The sequence below is a fragment of the Nocardioides soli genome, from assembly GCF_014191495.1.
Taxonomy (GTDB): Bacteria; Actinomycetota; Actinomycetes; order Propionibacteriales; family Nocardioidaceae; genus Nocardioides; species Nocardioides soli.
Map to the genome: position 1 here is coordinate 32006 of NZ_JACHWR010000008.1, position 16936 is coordinate 48941.

The following is a 16936-nucleotide window of genomic DNA, read 5'->3' on the forward strand; positions in this document are numbered from 1 at the left end:
ACGGCGGTCCGACCTCAAGGAGCAGCGTCGTCGGCGACGTACTTGTAGCCGACGCCGTAGACGGTGACCAGGTGTCGCGGGTCGGTCGGGTCCGGCTCGAGCTTGCGGCGCAGGTTCATCACGTGCACGTCCACGGTCCGCTCGAGCGCGTCGTGGTCGAAGCCGAACGCCGCCTCGAGGAGCCGCTGCCGGGAGAAGACCCGCCCGGGGTGGGTGACCAGCTCGCGCAGGATCCGGAACTCGGCCGGCGTGCACGGCACCAGGCGCCCGCCGAGCCGCACCTCGTGGCGCTCCTCGTCGAGGACGAGCGAGCCGGCCCGGGTGACCGCGTCACCGGGCTCGGGGCGGCTGCGCCGCAGCACCGCCTCGACCCGGGCCACCAGCTCGCGGGGGCTGAAGGGCTTGGTGACGTAGTCGTCCGCGCCCAGCTGGAGGCCCTGCACGAGGTCGTCCTCGGTCGCGCGCGCGGTGAGGAAGATGATCGGCACGTCACCCTCGGAGCGGAGGAGGTGGCACACGTCGTGACCGTCGAGCAGCGGCATCATGATGTCGAGGACGGCGAGGTCCGGCTGCCGACGCCGGCACTCGACGAGCGCGGCCCGGCCGTCGGGAACGACGACCACCGAGTGCCCGGCCCGCTCGAGGTAGGTCCGGACGAGTGCGGCGAGCTTGCGGTCGTCGTCCGCCACCAGGATCCGTGCGCTCACCGCGTCATCCTGGCAGCCGGCTGCCAAGAACCTGTGAAGAACGAACGGGTGCGCACCCACACCGGTTCTTGACGGCGTCTTCACGAGGCGCTGCGACCGTCGCGCCATGCGTCGACAACTCCTGCACCCGGCCGCCGCCGCGGCGGTCCTCGCCCTGCTCCTCGGCCTCTCGGCCTGCTCCTCCGGAGCCGACGATCCCGACCCCTCCCCGGCCGCCGCGTCCGGTACGCCGGAGACCGGGTCGGACGACTCCGACGACGGGTCGGACGACGGCGGCCTGCCGGTCGGCCCGCTCGACGACTACATCGGGGTCGGCGCGGGAGCCGCGCTGAGCACCGACGACGCCGAGTACCTCGAGTTCGAGGAGGAGATCGCGCGGTGCATGGCCGCCGAGGGGTTCGAGTACGTGCCGTTCGTGCCCGACGTCGACGCGACGCTGCTGCCGGACGGCTCCATGACGCTGGACGTGACCGGAGGCAGCTTCCCCGACCTGCCGCCCGACGAGTTCGCGGCGCGGTTCGGCTACGGCATCAGCACCGAGCCGCCGGCGGACCGTGAGGAGCAGCGCGACCCCAACGAGGCGATCGTCGCGCGGATGAGCGTCGCGGAGCGGGTCGCCTACCACCAGGCGCTCTACGGCGACGTCAACACCCTGGACGACCGTGGCTACCTGGCGGGCACCGCGATGTCGAACACGGAGACGTCCTGCGTCGGCCGCGCGGACGCCGGCGAGCCCACCGCTGACGAGCGCCGGAGTGCCGAGAAGCGCGCCCAGCGGGTGCGCGACAGCTTCGCGAGCCTGCTGAAGCGGGTCGGCGATCTCCGCGACGAGCAGCTGGCGGACCCGCGGGTCGAGGCCGCGACGTCGTCCTGGTCGAGCTGCCTGGCCGCCGCCGGGCACCGCGGGTTCACCGAGCTCGACCAGCCCCGGGCCCGCGCCCGCGACGACGCCCGGAAGCTGCTCGGCCCCGACCTGTCGGGGATGGCGGACGCCGATCCGACCCGCCTGGCCGCCCTCCGCACCGCCGAGGTCGACCTGGCCGTCGCCGACGAGGCCTGCCTGCGGGACTGGCGACGGACCTTCCGGGCGGTGAAGCTGGACACCGAGGAGCGGTTCGTGCGCGACAACCTCGAGGAGCTCGAGGCGTTCCGCACCGCGATGGCCGCCGCGGTCGCCGACCAGGAATAGGCGGCGCAGCGGCCCCGGCTCTCAGTCCTGGGACCGGCCGGCGGGGAGCCAGACCGTGAACACGGCGCCCCCGCCGGCCCGCTGTCCGGCGGTCACGGCCCCGCCGTGGGCGCCGACGAGCTGCTCGACGATCGCGAGGCCGAGGCCGCTCCCCCCGGTCTCCCGGGTACGCGAGGGGTCGGCGCGGAAGAAGCGCTCGAAGACGTGCGGCAGGTGCTTCGCCGCAATGCCCGCGCCGCGGTCGGCGACCTCGACCACCACGCCGGGTCGGTCGTCGGGTCCGGCGTCTGCCCGCAGGTCCACCGTCACCGTGGCGCCCTCGGGTGAGTGCCGCACGGCGTTCGAGACCAGGTTGGCGACGACCTGCCGCAGTCGCAGCGGGTCGTGCGGGGCCGGCGCCGACGCGAGTCCGGTCCGGGCGAGCGTCACCGACCGCGACTCCGCGGCGCCCCGCATCGCGAGCAGGGCGGTGTCGACGGTCGCGGCGACGTCGCCGTCGACCGGGTGCAGGGCGAGGCGGCCGGCGTCGGCCTGGGCGAGCACGCCGAGGTCGTCGACGACATGCTGCAACAGCGCCACCTCCTCGAGCAGCGATCCGGTCCAGGCGTCGTCGCGCTCGAGGACGCCGTCGTGCCCCGCCTCGAGGTAGCCGCGGAGGTTGGAGAGCGGCGTCCGCAGCTCGTGCGCCACGTCGCTCACCATCCGGCGCCGCTGGTCGTCGGCCTCCCCGAGGGCCTGCGCCATCTCGTTGAAGGACCGACCCAGCCGCGCCACCTCGTCGTGGCCCGTGACGGGCACCCGGGTGGCCAGCTCCCCCGCCGCCATCTGCTGGGTGGCCTCGGTGAGCCGGCGCACCGGCCGCAGCACGCGGCGCGAGGCGACCAGGCTGGCCACCACCGCGACCACCAGGATGACGACCAGGGCGAGGACGATGCGCCGCCCGCCGACCCGGTCGACCAGGCCGCGCTCGACCGCACGGGTCTCGGAGACGTAGAGCACCGCGCTCGGCGCGACCGACGCCCGGAGGTGCCGCGTCAGCACGGCCGTGGCGCAGTCGTTCCAGGCACGAGACACCGACGACGTACGCGCGCCGTCCGCCGCGCCCGGCACGTGCACGGTGAGCAGGTCGGGCGCGCCGCTGCCGTCGGCGCCGAAGAGCCGGGTCAGCTGCGAGGTCACTCCCCGGCGCTGCAGGCACCGGTACTCCTCCAGCGCGACGGCACTCTGCAGCCGGGCCAGATCGGCGAGCCCGCCGCGGCCGGCCCCGGCTCGGGTGGATGCGAGGTCGCGGCACGAGGTCAGCACCGTCACGTCTCCGGGCACGCCGCCCGACGGTCCCTCGTCGGCCTCGACGTCGAGGCAGATGCCGGTGAGGTCGTAGTCGCGGCGGAGCGCGGCCCGCAGGTCGCCGCCACCCGCCCGGGCGGCGAGCAGCGGCGCCGGCAGCGCCAGCTCGTCGTACGCCGCGGGCACGGCCGCCGTCGCGGCGGCGAGGATGCCGGCCAGCGGGTCGAGGACCGCGGTGGGGTCCTGGGTCCCGACCTCCCGCTGCCCGGGGTCGGACCCGGCCGAGCTGGCCAGCGGCGCACCGTCGACATTGGTCACGACGATGAGCCGCTCCGACGACGCGGCCAGCTCGCCGAGCAGGGCGCCCGCGCCCGCCCACTCGGGGCCGCCGCGGCCGAAGGCCTCCAGGCGGTCGACGATGGTCCGGTCCACGTCGGCCACCCGCACCTGCTCCCGCTCCGCGCTCGAGCGCACCGCGTCGGCGGTGAGCACCGCGGTGGCGACGCTCGCGACGGCGGCGACCAGCACCGACGCCAGGATCGAGCGGCCGAGGAGCCCGGGGGACCTCACCGCACCGTCGCCGTCGCCCGCACCGTCTCCATCGGCACATCGTGGCATCGGGATGCCAAGAACATGTGAAGGCGCATCCTGACCGGATCGACACCGGTTCTTCACACCCCGCTGCGAACGTTCGCCGCATGCCGACGCCCGACCCGCCGCGCTCCCATCCCTCGCCCGCCGACCTCACCTCGAGGCCGGGTCCGGGATGAGGCGCTTCCGCTCCCTGCTGCTGATCACGGCGGGCTCGCTGGCGTGCGCGGGTCTCGGGTACGCCGCGGCGCTCACGATGGCACCGTCCACCGGCCGCGACGCCCCGCCGCCGACCGGTCCGGTGACCGCGGCCGTCGAGCTGCGCAAGATCACCTCGGCCGTGGTCGTGCGGGGCGACGCCAACTTCTCCGACCCGGTCCCGCTCGTGGTCCGCACGACCGCGCCGCTACCGATCGTCACCGCGGCGCCCCGGCACCGCGGCGCGACCGTCCGCGCGGGCGAGGTCGTGCTCGAGGTCGCCGGCCGTCCCGTGATCGCGCTGACCGGCGCGCTGCCGGCGTACCGCGACCTCGCACCGGGCGACGTCGGCCCCGACGTCGCGCAGTTCGAACAGGCGCTGACCCGGATCGGGCTCGACCCCGGCGAGGTGGACGACGAGTTCACGACGTACACGAGCGCGGCCGTGGCCGACCTCTACGAACGCCTGGGCTACCCGGCGCCGACCGCGGGCACGATCGGCTCCGCACCCGACGGTGCGGCCGGCGAGGAGGCCGCGACCGGCGCCGCGGCGGCCGACGCCGACGAGGTCGTGCTGCCGATGAGCGAGGTCACCTACGTCCCCAGCCTGCCGCGCCGCGTCGACCGTGCGCCGGCCCGGCTGGGCAAGCCGCTGCCGCGGGCCCCGATGCTCCTCTCCGGCTCCGAGCTCGTCGTCTCCATCGGGCTGACCACCGCCGACCAGGAGGTCCTGGAGGCCGGCATGCCCGTGGTCATTGACGTCCCCGGGGGCGCCGAGGTGCGCGGCCGGCTCGGCGCGGTCACGGGCACCGAGACCGGCGCCCGCACCTCGGTGCGCCTGCCCGGCCTCACCGACCGGCAGCAGCGAGCTCTCCAGGGCGCCAACGTGAAGGTGACCGTGCCGCTCGAGAGCACGCGGGGCAAGGTACTCGTCGTACCGCTCGCGGCGCTGAGCACCGATGCCGCCGGCACCGCGCGCGTCGTCCGGGTGGACCGGGACGGCTCGACGAGCACGGTCCGGGTCGAGGTCGGGCTGTCCGCCGAGGGCTACGTCGAGGTGCGCGTCGTCGACGGTGAGCTGGCCGACGGCGACCGCGTGGTGGTGGGCGAGTGACCGCCGCCGGTGCTCCCGCGGTCGTCGAGCTCGAGGGCGTCGGCCGGACCTTCGGGGGCAACCCACCGGTCGACGTGCTGCGCGACGTCGACCTGACCGTGACCGAGGGCGAGTTCCTCGCGATCGTCGGCCCGTCGGGCTCGGGCAAGTCCACCCTCCTCAACGTCCTGGGCCTCCTCGACTCGCCGACCGCCGGTCACTACCGGCTGGCCGGGATCGACACGACCACCGCCGGCGAGCGCCGGCGGGCCGGGCTGCGGGCCGCACGCCTCGGATTCGTGTTCCAGGCCTTCCAGCTCCTCCCCCACCTCACCGTGCTCGAGAACGCGAGCCTGGGCGGGCTCTACCTCGGCCTGTCCGGGCGGGAGCGCGCGCTCCGCGCCGAGCGGCTCCTCGATCGGGTTGGGCTGGCGCACCGGCGCCGGGCCCGGCCCGCGACGCTCTCGGGCGGTGAGCGGCAGCGTGTCGCCATCGCCCGGGCGCTGGTCGCCGGCCCCAGCCTGCTGCTCGCCGACGAGCCGACCGGCAACCTCGACACCGCCAGCGCCGCCTCGGTGCTCGAGCTCTTCGAGGAGCTGCACGCCGAGGGCACGACGATCCTGATGATCACCCACGACCCGGGCGTCGCCGCCCGCGCGTCGCGCGGCGTGCGGATCGTCGACGGACGGCTCTCCGCATGAGCCGCGGGAGGGCACGCCCGTGGACCCACGTCGTCGAGGCGATGGCCGGGGTGTCGGCACGACCCGGCCGGCTGGTGCTCACGATGGTCGGCGAGGCGCTGGGCCTAGCCGCCCTAGTGGCGACCGTCAGCCTGGCGGGCACGGCGAGCGGACAGGTCGCCGACCACTTCGACCGGGCCGCCGCCGACCGGGTGACCGTGCAGCCGGAGGAGTCGCGGGCCGAGCGTGGCGCGGTGCTGCCGGCCGACGCCGAGGAGCGGATCCGCAGCCTCGAGGGCGTCGAGACGGCCGGCACGCTCACCCGCCTGGAGGTGGACGACCCGGCGCGGACCGTGCCGGTCGTCGACCCCCAGGCGCCGCCCGACCCCACGCTCCCGGTGCTGGCGGCCTCCCCGGGCCTGCTCGACGCGGTCGACGCCGAGATCTCCGGCCGGCGGTACGACGCCGGTCACGTCGCCCGCGCCGACCCGGTCGCGCTGCTCGGCGCCGCGGCCGCGCGGCGCCTGGGCATCACGGACCTCGCCCACGGGCCGGCGGTCTTCGTCGGCGACCGGGCCCTGACGGTCGTCGGCATCATCGACGCGGTCGACGCCCGGGGCGAGCTGGTCGACTCGATCGTCGTCCCGGAGTCGACGGCGGCCCGGCTGTTCGGCTGGCAGGGAGCGCAGTCGCTGCAGGTCGAGGTCGCGCCCGGCGCCGCCGAGACGATCGCCCGTCAGGCGCCGCTGGCGATCACGCCCACGGACCCGGGCGCGCTGCTCGCCTCGGCCCCGCCGACCGACACCACGCTGCGGGAGCGGGTGCAGGGCGACGTCTCGTCGCTGCTGGTGCTCCTCGGCATCGTCACGCTGGTCGCCGGTGGCGTCGGCATCGCCAACATCATGCTGCTCTCGGTGATGGAGCGCGTCGGCGAGATCGGGCTGCGCCGGGCGCTCGGCGCGACCCGCGGCGACCTGATGACCCAGTTCCTCGTCGAGAGCGCCACCGTGGGCCTGCTCGGCGGCGTCGTCGGGACCAGCCTCGGGTTCGGCACCAGCATGCTCGTCGCACTCGCCCGCGACTGGGCGCCCGTGCTCGACGCCCGGCTGCTCGCGGCCCCGCTCGCCGGGCTGGTGATCGGCGTACTCGCCGGGGCGTTTCCCGCCTGGCGAGCCGGGTCCCTGGAGCCCGCCGAAGCGCTCCGCACCCTCTAGAGCTGCACCCGGCCCCGTCCCGATACCCAGTCCCGATACCCAGTGACGATCTGGTCGTTCCGCGACCCCGGGAACAACCAGATCGTCACTGGGTATCGCTCGGTGTGCACCCGCGAGAGGCGGACGACCGTTACGCCAGCGGGTGGGCGAGCTCGTCCTGCGGAAGCCGGGCCAGGACGACGGCGGCGATCGCCGCGAAGGTCGGCACCACCCCGGCCACCAGGAACGTCGTGCGCAGGCCGATCGCCTCGGAGACCGGGCCGGCCAGCGCCATCGACACCGGCATCAGGCTCACCGAGACGAAGAAGTCGAGCGAGGCGACCCGGCCGAGCAGGTGCGGCGGCACGCGACGCTGGAGCAGCGTCCCCCAGATCACCATCGGGGCCGAGAACATCGCACCGAGGACGAGCGCCGCCACCACCAGCATCCAGATCTGGGTGGCCATGCCCATCACGACGAAGGGCAGGCAGCCCACGCCCCAGAGCAGGTTCATCACGCTCAGGTAGCGGCGCGGCATCCGCAGGGACGCCATCGCCATCGAGCCGACGGCGCCGCCGATGCCGAACGCGGCCAGCACCATCGCGTGGTCGCCCGCGTCGCCGCCCAGCTTGTCCTTGATCAGGAACGGCACCAGCACCTCGAGCGGGCCCATGATCACGAAGATCATCAGCGACGCGAACAGCAGCGTGGCCAGCAGCCACGGCGTCCGCACCATGTAGACGAATCCCTCGCGCAGGTCGTGGCCCACCGAGCGCACCGGCTGGTCGGCGTCACGACGTACCGGCGTCAGCGGCACGGTGGTGAGCGCGAGCAGGCCGGCGACCGACGACACCGCCGCGATGCTCAGCGCGGCGGCGGGCGAGACCGCGCCGACCAGCACCCCGGCGACGGCCGGGCCGATCGCCTGGCCGATCGTCGGGCGCACCATGCCCTCGAAGCCGTTGACCGCGAGCAGGTCCTCCTCCGGCACGAGCGCCGGCAGCCAGGCGGAGTACGCCGGGTAGTAGAACGCCATCGCCGTGCCGATCGCGAAGCCCGCCACGCCCAGGTGCCACAGCAGCGTCAGGTCGGCGACCGACAGCAGCGCGACGACGGACATCGCGACGAACTCGATCCCGGCGACGCAGAGCAGGATGACCTTCTGCGGGACCCGGTCGGCGACCACTCCGCCGAGCAGCGCCGGCAGCAGCACGCCGACCGCGGCCGCGGTCGAGACGACCGAGAGCTGCGCCGGACCGCCGCCGATCCGGATGACCTCCCAGACCAGCCCGACCGTCCACACCCCGCCGGCGAAGGTGGCCAGCACGAGCGCCACCGCGAGGCGGCGGTACGCCGAGTGGCGGAACGGCGTGAGCGCGCGCGGCAGCCTGGTGTTCTCGAGTCGCTGCTCCACGTCGGTCATCGCTCCTCCTCTCCGGGCCGGGGAACAGTCTGGCCGTTGCGACCGCCTGGCCCCACCGATTTCATCGCGGCTCGAGCACGACCTTGCCGAGCGCCCGACGCCGCTCGAGGTCGGCATGGGCGCGGGCGGCCTCGGCAAGCGGGTACGTCGTGACCAGCGGCCGCCACCCGCCCACGGCGACCCGGTCGAGCGCCCGGGCGGCGAGGCCGGGGATGCCGCCGGGGAGCCCGACCATGCGCGGCCCGAGGCTCCAGCCGGCGGAGATCGACCGCCCGATCAGGTCGTCGGTGTCGAGCCGGGTCGGCTCGCCGGCCGAGAACCCGAACATCACCAGCCGGCCGCCGGGGCGCAGCAGCTCCAGCGCCGCGCGCCCGACCGCGCCGCCGACGCCGTCGTACACGAGGGTGACACCGTCGGCGACCTCGCGCTCCCAGCCGTCGCGGCCGTAGTCGACGACCTGGTCGGGCTCCAGCTCCGCGAGTCGGGAGGTGCGCTCGGTGCCGCGGGCGGCCGCGACCACGCGCGCGCCACGTGACCGGGCGTCCTGCACCAGCAGCCAGCCCAGCCCGCCCGCGGCCGACGGGACCAGGACGACGTCGTCGCGGCCGGCCGGCTCGAGCTCGACGATGCCCTGCGCGGTGCGGCCGGTGCCGACGGCGGCCACCGCGTCGGCGAAGGACACGTGATCGGGCACCGGGAAGAGGAGGTCGACGGTCGCGACCGCCTGCTCGGCGTACCCGCCCGGCACCGGCCCCAGGTGGGCGACGACGCGGCGGCCGACCCAGGACTCGTCGACACCGTCGCCGACCGCATCTACGACGCCGGCGACCTCGCGGCCGGGGAGCGTCGGCAGCTCGGGAGGCGGCAGCGGACCGGGCTCGCCGCGCCGGATCGCCGTGTCGAGCAGGTGCACCCCGCTCGCGGCGACGGCGATCCGCACCTGGCCGACGGCCGGGCTGAGGTCGGGCAGGTCCTCCAGGACCAGGCGGTCGGATGGGCCGAACTCATGGAGACGGATGGCGTGCATGAGCCCATTGCACAAGTTCAAGTTAACTTCACGTCAACCATCGCAGGCTCCGACCGTGTCCCTGGGTCCGCGCCACGGCGCGGCCGTCGACACCGAGGACGAACCCGTGCTCGTCCTCGGGCAGGTCCGGCCCGGTGGCGGTCACGCCCGGCAGCACCCGCGGCCCCTCGTTGCTCACCCAGTGGCAGCGGCCGGCCGCGACCAGCCCGGCCATCAGCCGGTGGAACGCCGCGCGCCGCTCGTCGGGCAGGTAGGCGATCACCGCGCTGTGGAAGACGACGACCGTCCCGTGCCGACCGGCCTCGTCGACCAGGCCCGGCAGCTCCTCGATCAGGTCGCCGCGGCGCAGGTACGGCGGATCGCGGCGCGCCACCTCGACGGCTCGCTCCAGCCGCGCCCGGCGGTCGTCGTGCTCGGGCCAGATCAGGGTCGCGAGCCAGCGCATCCGCTCGGTGTCGGTCACGTCGAGAGGGTTGAGGTCGACCCCGGCCCGCCAGGCCACGGAGGGCACCGTGGGCGGGAGCGGCGCGGGCCCGATCACGTCGCACGCGAGCGTCGGCGCCTCCGGATCGCCGGCCGCGCTGACCCCGGCGTCCGTGCGCCACAGATACCGGTACCGGTCCGGGTAGAGGCACAGCCCGGCGCTCGCCCCGGCCTCCACCAGGGCGAGCGGCCCGGTCCCGGCGGCGAGGGCGAAGGCCGGCACGAGGGTCGCCAGCCGGCCGACCTCGTTCGTCTGGGTGGCGCGCTCGAGGATGGTCGCCCGGATCTCCCCGTCGTCGCCGAGGAGCGCCGCCCGCAGGTCGTCGTACGGCCCCGGCGCGGGAACCCCGTGCCAGCGGGCGGCCGCGAAGACCAGGTTCGGCTGTCGCTTGGGCACGGGCAGCCGGCCGAGCCACGCGAGCACCTCGGGGTCGGACGCGACCCGGCTCGCCCAGTCCGCGAAGCACGCTGAGGTCGGGCGCGCGTCCGCGGCGAACTCGGAGTACTGCGTGGCGGTGTCGCCGTAGACGTCCATCCGGTGCGATCCTCCCGTTTCCCGTCCGGGCGACACCCGGATGGGCCACCATTCTCCGCATGGGGATCGTCGGGGGGCGGCGGGCCGCGGCGACGCTCGCCACCGGCGCGCTCCTCCTGTCCGGGCTGGCGGCCTGCTCACGCGCTCCCGACCCGGCACTCGCCGTGCAGAGCGGGCTGCGACACCTCGACCAGGTACGAGCCGCGGAGGTCACGCAGCCGGGCCCCGACCGGTCCGGCGCGATCAGGATCACCTACGCCGCGGCCGTCGACGACGCGGCCGGGTTGGCGGCACTGGTCTCGGAGGTCGACGCGGTCGCCGCGGACCGCGGCTACCCGTCGTACCGGCTGACCCTGGTCTCGGCCGTCACGCCGGAGTCGGAGCTCACCGTCGGCGACGGCTTCGGCGATCGGCGTGGCAGCAGGGCCGTGCTCCGCACCTGGCTCCGGCTCACCGACACGATGCTCGGAGCCGTGTCGTACGCCGTGGGCCCGGACGGCGAGACGGTCCGGGTCCGCTCCGGGGGCGGCGCGGCGCACGACGTGGCCCGGGCCCGGCGGATCGGCCACGGGAGCGACCGGACCGTGTGGGTCTTCGACAGCGGCCCCGGCACCTTCACCGCGACCGGCCGGATGACGGGCCGCGACCTACGCCTCTTCGAGGCCGTGCAGCGCGGCGCCGGCGCGGAGGGCCAGCCCGTGTGGGTGCCTTCCTGGCAGCTCGACCGCCGCGCCGGACACGTGCGGCTCGACCTGACGGTCGACGTCGCGGCGGCGAGGACGCCCGAGCAACTCACCGTCGCCCGCCACGGCCGGACGCTCGCGCCCCTCGTGCGGGCGGCCCAGGTCGCGCTCGGCGCCACCGACCTCCCGGCCTGGCTGCGCCTGCACGCCACCGGGGCCGGGCCCGACGATGTCTTCGGCAGCTGGGCATCCGACCGGCCCGCCGCACGCGGCCGCGACCGGCTCGACCGAGGCTGGGACGCGTGGCTGGCCCGGCAGGCCGCGCGCTGATTGCCGGGCCGACCCGGGTCAGCCGGCGGGCAGCGCGACGTACGTCGTCTCGAGGTACTCCTCGATGCCCTCGAAGCCGCCCTCGCGCCCGAAGCCGCTGGCCTTGACGCCGCCGAACGGCGCCGCCGGGTTGGAGATCAGCCCGGAGTTGATGCCGACCATGCCGTACTCCAGCGACTCCGCGACCCGGATGGTGCGCGCCAGGTCGCGGGTGTAGACGTACGACGCGAGTCCGTACTCGGTGTCGTTGGCCCGGCGGATCGCCTCCTCCTCGCTCTCGAACGTCGTGATCGGCGCGACCGGGCCGAAGATCTCCTGCACGTTGATCTCCGAGTCGGCGGGCACGTCGAGCAGCACGGTCGGCGAGTAGAAGTAGCCGGCACCGTCGGGCGCCGAGCCCCCGACGACGACCTTCGCGCCGTCGTGCACGGCGTCGGTGACGAGCTGGCCCACGCTCTCGACGGCCTGCTCGTCGATGAGCGGGCCGACGTCGACGCCGTCGTCCTGGCCGCGGCCGACGGTCAGCGCGCCCATCCGCTTGCCGAGCTTCTCGCCGAACTCCTGGGCGACCGAGGAGTGCACCAGGAACCGGTTGGCGGCGGTGCACGCCTCCCCCATGTTGCGCATCTTCGCGACCATGGCGCCGTCGACCGCGGCGTCGATGTCGGCGTCGTCGAAGACGATGAACGGCGCGTTGCCGCCGAGCTCCATGCTCAGCCGCTGGAGCTGCTCGGCCGACTGCCGCACCAGCACCCGGCCCACCGCGGTCGAGCCGGTGAAGCTCACCTTGCGCAGCCGGTCGTCGGCCTGCAGGGTCTCGCTGAACTCGCGGGTGTGGCTGGTCGTCACCACGTTGAGCACCCCGGCCGGGAGCCCCGCCTCCGCCAGCAGGGCGGCCAGCGCGAGCATCGTCAGCGGCGTCTGGCTGGCGGGCTTGACCACCATCGTGCAGCCGGCCGCGACCGCCGGCCCGATCTTGCGGGTGCCCATCGCGAGCGGGAAGTTCCACGGGGTGATGAACAGGCACGGACCGACCGGCTTCTTGATGGTCAGCAGGCGGCTGCCGCCGGCCGGCGCCTGCATCCAGCGACCGTGGACGCGCACCGCCTCCTCGGCGTACCACCGGAAGAACTCGGCGCCGTAGGCGACCTCACCGCGCGACTCGGCGACGGTCTTGCCCATCTCGAGGCTCATCAGGTGCGCGAAGCGATCGGCGCGCTCGGTGATCAGCTCGAACGCCCTGCGCAGGATCTCGCCGCGCTCGCGCGGCGCGGTCCGCGCCCAGTCCGCCTGGGCGTCGACCGCCGCGTCGAGGGCCTCGACGGCGTCGCCCGGCGACCCGTTCGCCACGTCGGTGAGCACCGACCCGTCGGCGGGGTCGATCACGTCGAAGCGCTCGCCGCCCTCGGCCTCGCGCCAGGCGCCGCCGACGTAGAGGCCGCGCGTGTCGGGGCCGAGCAGGTCGAGTCCGTTGATCTGGCCATCCATGCTGCCAGCGTGACACTCGATCGCCTTCGGGGAAACCACTGACACCCCCACCGCAAACGTGACACTCTTGGAGGGTCGACTCGGAGGGAGCACCTTGTGTCGGCAAGAGCCCCTTGCTGACCCCATGCAGCGAGGGGCTCACCCTTGGAATGTTCCGATCCGGCGCACCCCCTCGCGGCGGATCGACGGAGTCCCAAGGAGCGGGGCCCCGGCGTGCACACCGGGGCCCCGCGTCATTTCGGCCGCCGAATGAGGGCCCGTTGCCCCTTGTGTCGACGCGCGCGGAGGAGTTCCCTCGGATCAAGGGTTCGACAGGGGCCGCCTCAGCCAGCGCAGGGAGGTGTCGGCCATGGCCGACAAGAGCAACCGGAGAGCGTCGGGACAAGATCTGGGGGCGAGCAGCCCAGACCGGATCAGGAACGTGGTGCTGGTGGGCCCGGCCGGGTCCGGGAAGACCACGCTGGCCGAGACCCTGCTCGCCGCCTCGGGCGCGATCCCGCGCGCCGGCTCCGTGCGCGACGGCACCACCGTCTGCGACCACGAGGAGTCCGAGCACGCCCACGGCCGCACCATCTCGCTCGCGGTCGCCCCGCTTGTCCACGACGGCACGAAGGTCAACCTCGTCGACACCCCGGGGTACGCCGACTTCGTCGGCGAGCTGCGGGCCGGCCTGCGCGCGGCCGACTGCGCGCTCTTCGTGATCGCGGCCAACGAGGCCGTCGACGACGGCACCCGCTCGCTGTGGCGCGAGTGCGCGAGCGTCGGGATGCCGCGCGCCGTCGTGATCACCAAGCTCGACCAGGCGCGGGCCGACTACGAGGGGTTGCTGGCCCAGGCACAGGCCGCCTTCGGCGACCGCCTGCTGCCGCTGTTCGTGCCCGTGCGTGAGGACGGGGAGGTGGTGGCGCTGACCGGGCTGCTCGCACCCGGCGAGGCGGCCGAGGCCACCGGGCTGCGCGGCGACCTGATCGAGGCGGTCATCGAGGAGTCCGAGGACGAGACGCTGATGGACCGCTACGTCGGCGGCGAGGAGATCGACGAGAAGGTGCTGGTCGGGGACCTCGAGCGGGCGGTCGCGCGCGCGACGTTCTTCCCCGTCGTCCCGGTCTGCTCGATGACGGGCGTGGGCTGCGCGGAGCTGCTCGACCTCGCCGTCCGGGGCTTCCCGTCGCCTGCCGAGCACCCCGCGCCCGACGTGTTCCTCCCCTCGGGCGCGACCGCCGACCCGATCCGCTGCGACCCCGACGGGCCGCTGGTCGCCGAGGTCGTGAAGACCACCAGCGACCCCTACGTCGGCCGGCTCAGCCTGGTGCGCGTCTTCTCCGGCACGCTGGCCGCCGACCAGTCGGTGCACGTGTCCGGCCACTTCTCGTCGTTCTTCGGCGAGTCCGCGGGCCACCCCGACCACGACGAGGACGAGAAGATCGGCGCGCTCGCCCACGTCTTCGGCAGGGCCCAGGCACCGGCGGGGAACGTGGTCGCCGGCGACATCTGTGCGATCGGGCGGCTGTCGCGCGCCGAGACCGGCGACACGCTCTCGTCGGTCGACGAGCCCCGGGTGCTGCGCCCGTGGTCGATGCCCGAGCCGCTGCTGCCGGTCGCGATCGTCGCCAGCAGCAAGGCCGACGACGACAAGCTCTCCCAGGCGCTCACCCGGGTCGCCGCCGAGGACCCGTCGCTCCGCATCGAGAACAACCCCGAGACCCACCAGCTGGTGCTCTGGTGCATGGGCGAGTCGCATGCCGAGGTCACGCTCGAACGGCTGACCGAGCGGTACGGCGTCCACGTCGACCAGGAGCCGTTCGTGGTGTCGCTGCGCGAGACCTTCGCCGGCGCCGCGAAGGGCCTGGGCCGGCACGTCAAGCAGTCCGGCGGCCACGGTCAGTACGCCGTGTGCCACCTCGAGGTGGAGCCGCTGCCGGAGGGCAGCGGCTTCGAGTTCGTCGACAAGGTCGTCGGCGGCGCGGTGCCGCGGCAGTTCATCCTCTCGGTCGAGAAGGGTGTGCGGTCGCAGATGGAGAAGGGCGTGCGCCTCGGCCACCCCGTCGTCGACCTGCGGGTAACGCTCACCGACGGCAAGGCCCACAGCGTCGACTCCTCCGACATGGCCTTCCAGACCGCCGGCGCCCTCGCGCTGCGGGAGGCCGCGGCCGCCACCACCGTGACGATGCTCGAGCCCTACGACACCGTCACCGTCGTCGTACCCGACGACCTGGTCGGCCCGGTGATGAGCGACCTCTCCGCCCGCCGCGGCCGGCTGCTCGGCACCGACAAGGTCGGCGAGGACCGCACCTCCGTGCAGGCCGAGGTGCCTCAGACCGAGCTGGTCCGCTACGCCGTCGACCTGCGCTCCTCCACCCACGGCTCGGGCGTCTTCACCCGGTCCTTCGCCCACTACGAGCCGATGCCCGAAGAGGTCGCGCGCACCGTCGCCCCGCGGGAGTGACCCCTGCGGGGTTTCGGCTGTCAGCAGCCAGAACCCGCACGACACGCCGGCGCCTCACGGCGTGTCCTGCGGGTTTCGGCTGTCAGCAGCCGAAACCCCCTACCGCGACCGCAGGAACTGCTCCAGGATCGGCCCGGCGGTGCCGGAGCCGGAGTCGCCCTCGTCGACGTACACGGCGACGGCGAGGTCGCCCTGGGCGGCAACCATCCAGGCGTGCAGGAGCACCTTGCCGTCGCGCTCGAACTCGGCGGTGCCGGTCTTCGCGATCACCGGTCCGCCGGGCACGTCGAGCAGGCCACGCCCGCTGCCGGAGGTGACGACGCCGCGCAGCATCGAGCGGAGCGCGGCGACCTCCTCCTTGCCGAGCGGCGCGGCCTCGTCGGGCACCGTGACCTCGACCGACTTCACCAGCCGGGGCACGACGGTCTCGCCCGCCTGGATCGAGGCCATCACGGTCGCCATCGCCATCGGGGAGGCCAGGATGCCGCCCTGGCCGATCAGGTCGGCTGCGGCCTCGGTCTCCGACTTCGGGTCGGGCACCTGGCCGAAGTACGACGGGAAGCCGAGGTCGTGGTCGATCCCGAGCCCGAGCGAGGCGGCCGCGCCGGCGAGGTCGCCGTCGGAGAGCTTGTCGGCGCTCGCGATGAAGGCGGTGTTGCAGGAGTTGGCGACCGCGGCGCTCAGCGGGATGTCCCCGAGCGCCCCGCTCGGGTAGTCGTCGTAGTTCTCGAACGGCTTGCCGTCGACGACGACCTCCGCGGTGCAGGGCACGACGGTCCGGGGCGTGAGTCCGGCCCGCAGCAGGGCCAGGCTGCTGACGGTCTTGAACGTCGAGCCCGGCGCCGCCTGACCGTAGGTCGCGACGTTGTAGCCGTCGGTGCCGGGCCCGTTGGCCGCGGCGAGGATCGCCCCGTCGGAGGGACGGATCGCGACCAGTGCGCTCGCCGGGCCGACGTCCGCGAGCGCCGCCTCGGCGGCATGCTGCGCCTGGAGGTCCATCGTCAGCTCGAGCGGCCGGCCGGGCTGCGCGTCGACCCGGTAGAGCTCGCGCTCCCCGCCGTCGGAGGCCACGGCGTTCACCACGGCGCCGTCGACGCCCTGGAGCTGCTCGTCGTAGCGAGCCTGGAGCCCGGAGAGCCCGGCCTGGTCGCCGACCTGGTAGCGGTCGGGATGCTCCTTGAGCATCTCGGCGGTGACGGCGCCGACCGAGCCGAGGATCGGCAGCGCGAACTCGCGGCTCGGCCCCAGCGGGATGTCGTCGGCGATCGCGACGGCACCCTTGATCGAGCCGTAACCCTGAGCGACCGCGGCCGGCACGTCGTCCTTGCGGATCACGATCGCCTCGACGAACGCCTTGTCGCCCGCGGCCTTCACCCGCTCGGCGTACGCCGCGGCGTCGAGGTCCAGCAGCTGTGCGAGCCGGCGCGCGGACTCGCCCGCGCGCTTGGCCGGCACCTGGGAGCGGTCGATGCCGAAGCGGGTCACCGCCCGGTCGGTGACGATCACGTCGCCCTTGTTGCCGAGGATCAGCCCCCGGTCGGCGCGGACGGTGGTGACGTCGAGGACCGTGCCCGACTGCAGCG

The 16936-nt window shown here is 74.6% G+C and carries 13 protein-coding genes; 6 read left to right on the plus strand and 7 right to left on the minus strand.

Annotated elements, in window-relative coordinates; genetic code table 11:
- Window positions 1–14 precede the first annotated feature (14 nt).
- Window positions 15–707: a response regulator transcription factor gene (locus FHU40_RS26110; protein WP_183595442.1), complete on the minus strand. Its 693-nt coding sequence runs from the start codon at window positions 705–707 to the stop codon at window positions 15–17.
- Between the two features lie 106 nt (window positions 708–813).
- Here FHU40_RS26110 and FHU40_RS26115 point away from each other — a divergent pair, with 106 nt between their 5' ends.
- Window positions 814–1896: a hypothetical protein gene (locus FHU40_RS26115; protein ID WP_183595443.1), complete on the plus strand. Its 1083-nt coding sequence runs from the start codon at window positions 814–816 to the stop codon at window positions 1894–1896.
- 21 nt (window positions 1897–1917) lie between these two features.
- Here FHU40_RS26115 and FHU40_RS29230 read toward each other — a convergent pair whose 3' ends face one another.
- A complete protein-coding gene (locus FHU40_RS29230) occupies window positions 1918–3753 on the minus strand; it encodes an ATP-binding protein (protein WP_183595444.1) in 1836 nt (611 codons plus the stop codon).
- 196 nt (window positions 3754–3949) lie between these two features.
- On the opposite strand from FHU40_RS29230, the gene FHU40_RS26125 reads away from it, so the two are divergent.
- The 3 genes from FHU40_RS26125 to FHU40_RS26135 are packed head-to-tail and all read left to right on the plus strand — an operon-like array spanning window position 3950 to window position 6959.
- A complete protein-coding gene (locus FHU40_RS26125; protein ID WP_183595445.1) occupies window positions 3950–5086 on the plus strand; it encodes a permuted SH3 domain-containing protein in 1137 nt (378 codons plus the stop codon).
- Entirely contained in the window at window positions 5083–5766 is a 684-nt protein-coding gene (locus FHU40_RS26130) for an ATP-binding cassette domain-containing protein (RefSeq protein WP_183595446.1), read from the plus strand. Before FHU40_RS26125 ends, FHU40_RS26130 begins: the two co-directional genes overlap by 4 nt.
- Entirely contained in the window at window positions 5763–6959 is a 1197-nt protein-coding gene (locus FHU40_RS26135) for an ABC transporter permease (protein ID WP_183595447.1), read from the plus strand. The genes FHU40_RS26130 and FHU40_RS26135 overlap by 4 nt, the downstream gene beginning before the upstream one ends.
- Before the next feature lie 130 nt (window positions 6960–7089).
- Here the strand turns inward: FHU40_RS26135 and FHU40_RS26140 are convergent, their stop codons facing one another.
- The 3 genes from FHU40_RS26140 to FHU40_RS26150 all read right to left on the minus strand — a co-directional run bounded on the left by FHU40_RS26140 (window position 7090) and on the right by FHU40_RS26150 (window position 10406).
- Window positions 7090–8361 (minus strand): MFS transporter, encoded by a 1272-nt coding sequence (locus FHU40_RS26140; RefSeq protein ID WP_183595448.1) that lies wholly within the window; start codon window positions 8359–8361, stop codon window positions 7090–7092.
- A 61-nt stretch (window positions 8362–8422) separates the two neighbouring features.
- Entirely contained in the window at window positions 8423–9388 is a 966-nt protein-coding gene (locus FHU40_RS26145; protein ID WP_183595449.1) for a zinc-binding dehydrogenase, read from the minus strand.
- Between the two features lie 28 nt (window positions 9389–9416).
- A complete protein-coding gene (locus FHU40_RS26150) occupies window positions 9417–10406 on the minus strand; it encodes a DUF2332 domain-containing protein (RefSeq protein WP_183595450.1) in 990 nt (329 codons plus the stop codon).
- A 59-nt stretch (window positions 10407–10465) separates the two neighbouring features.
- Here FHU40_RS26150 and FHU40_RS26155 point away from each other — a divergent pair, with 59 nt between their 5' ends.
- On the plus strand, window positions 10466–11419 hold the full coding sequence (locus tag FHU40_RS26155; protein ID WP_183595451.1) for a hypothetical protein: 954 nt from the start codon (window positions 10466–10468) through the stop codon (window positions 11417–11419).
- 18 nt (window positions 11420–11437) lie between these two features.
- Here the strand turns inward: FHU40_RS26155 and FHU40_RS26160 are convergent, their stop codons facing one another.
- Window positions 11438–12907 carry an NAD-dependent succinate-semialdehyde dehydrogenase gene (locus FHU40_RS26160; RefSeq protein WP_183595452.1) on the minus strand — a complete coding sequence of 490 codons (1470 nt, stop codon included), beginning with the start codon at window positions 12905–12907 and terminating at the stop codon, window positions 11438–11440.
- Window positions 12908–13256: 349 nt separating this feature from the next.
- Between FHU40_RS26160 and FHU40_RS26165 the strand changes: the two genes are divergently transcribed.
- Window positions 13257–15353: an elongation factor G-like protein EF-G2 gene (locus FHU40_RS26165; RefSeq protein ID WP_183595453.1), complete on the plus strand. Its 2097-nt coding sequence runs from the start codon at window positions 13257–13259 to the stop codon at window positions 15351–15353.
- A 99-nt stretch (window positions 15354–15452) separates the two neighbouring features.
- Here the strand turns inward: FHU40_RS26165 and FHU40_RS26170 are convergent.
- Window positions 15453–16936 (minus strand): penicillin-binding transpeptidase domain-containing protein (locus tag FHU40_RS26170; protein ID WP_183595454.1); only part of this gene is annotated, 1484 nt, incomplete at its 5' end.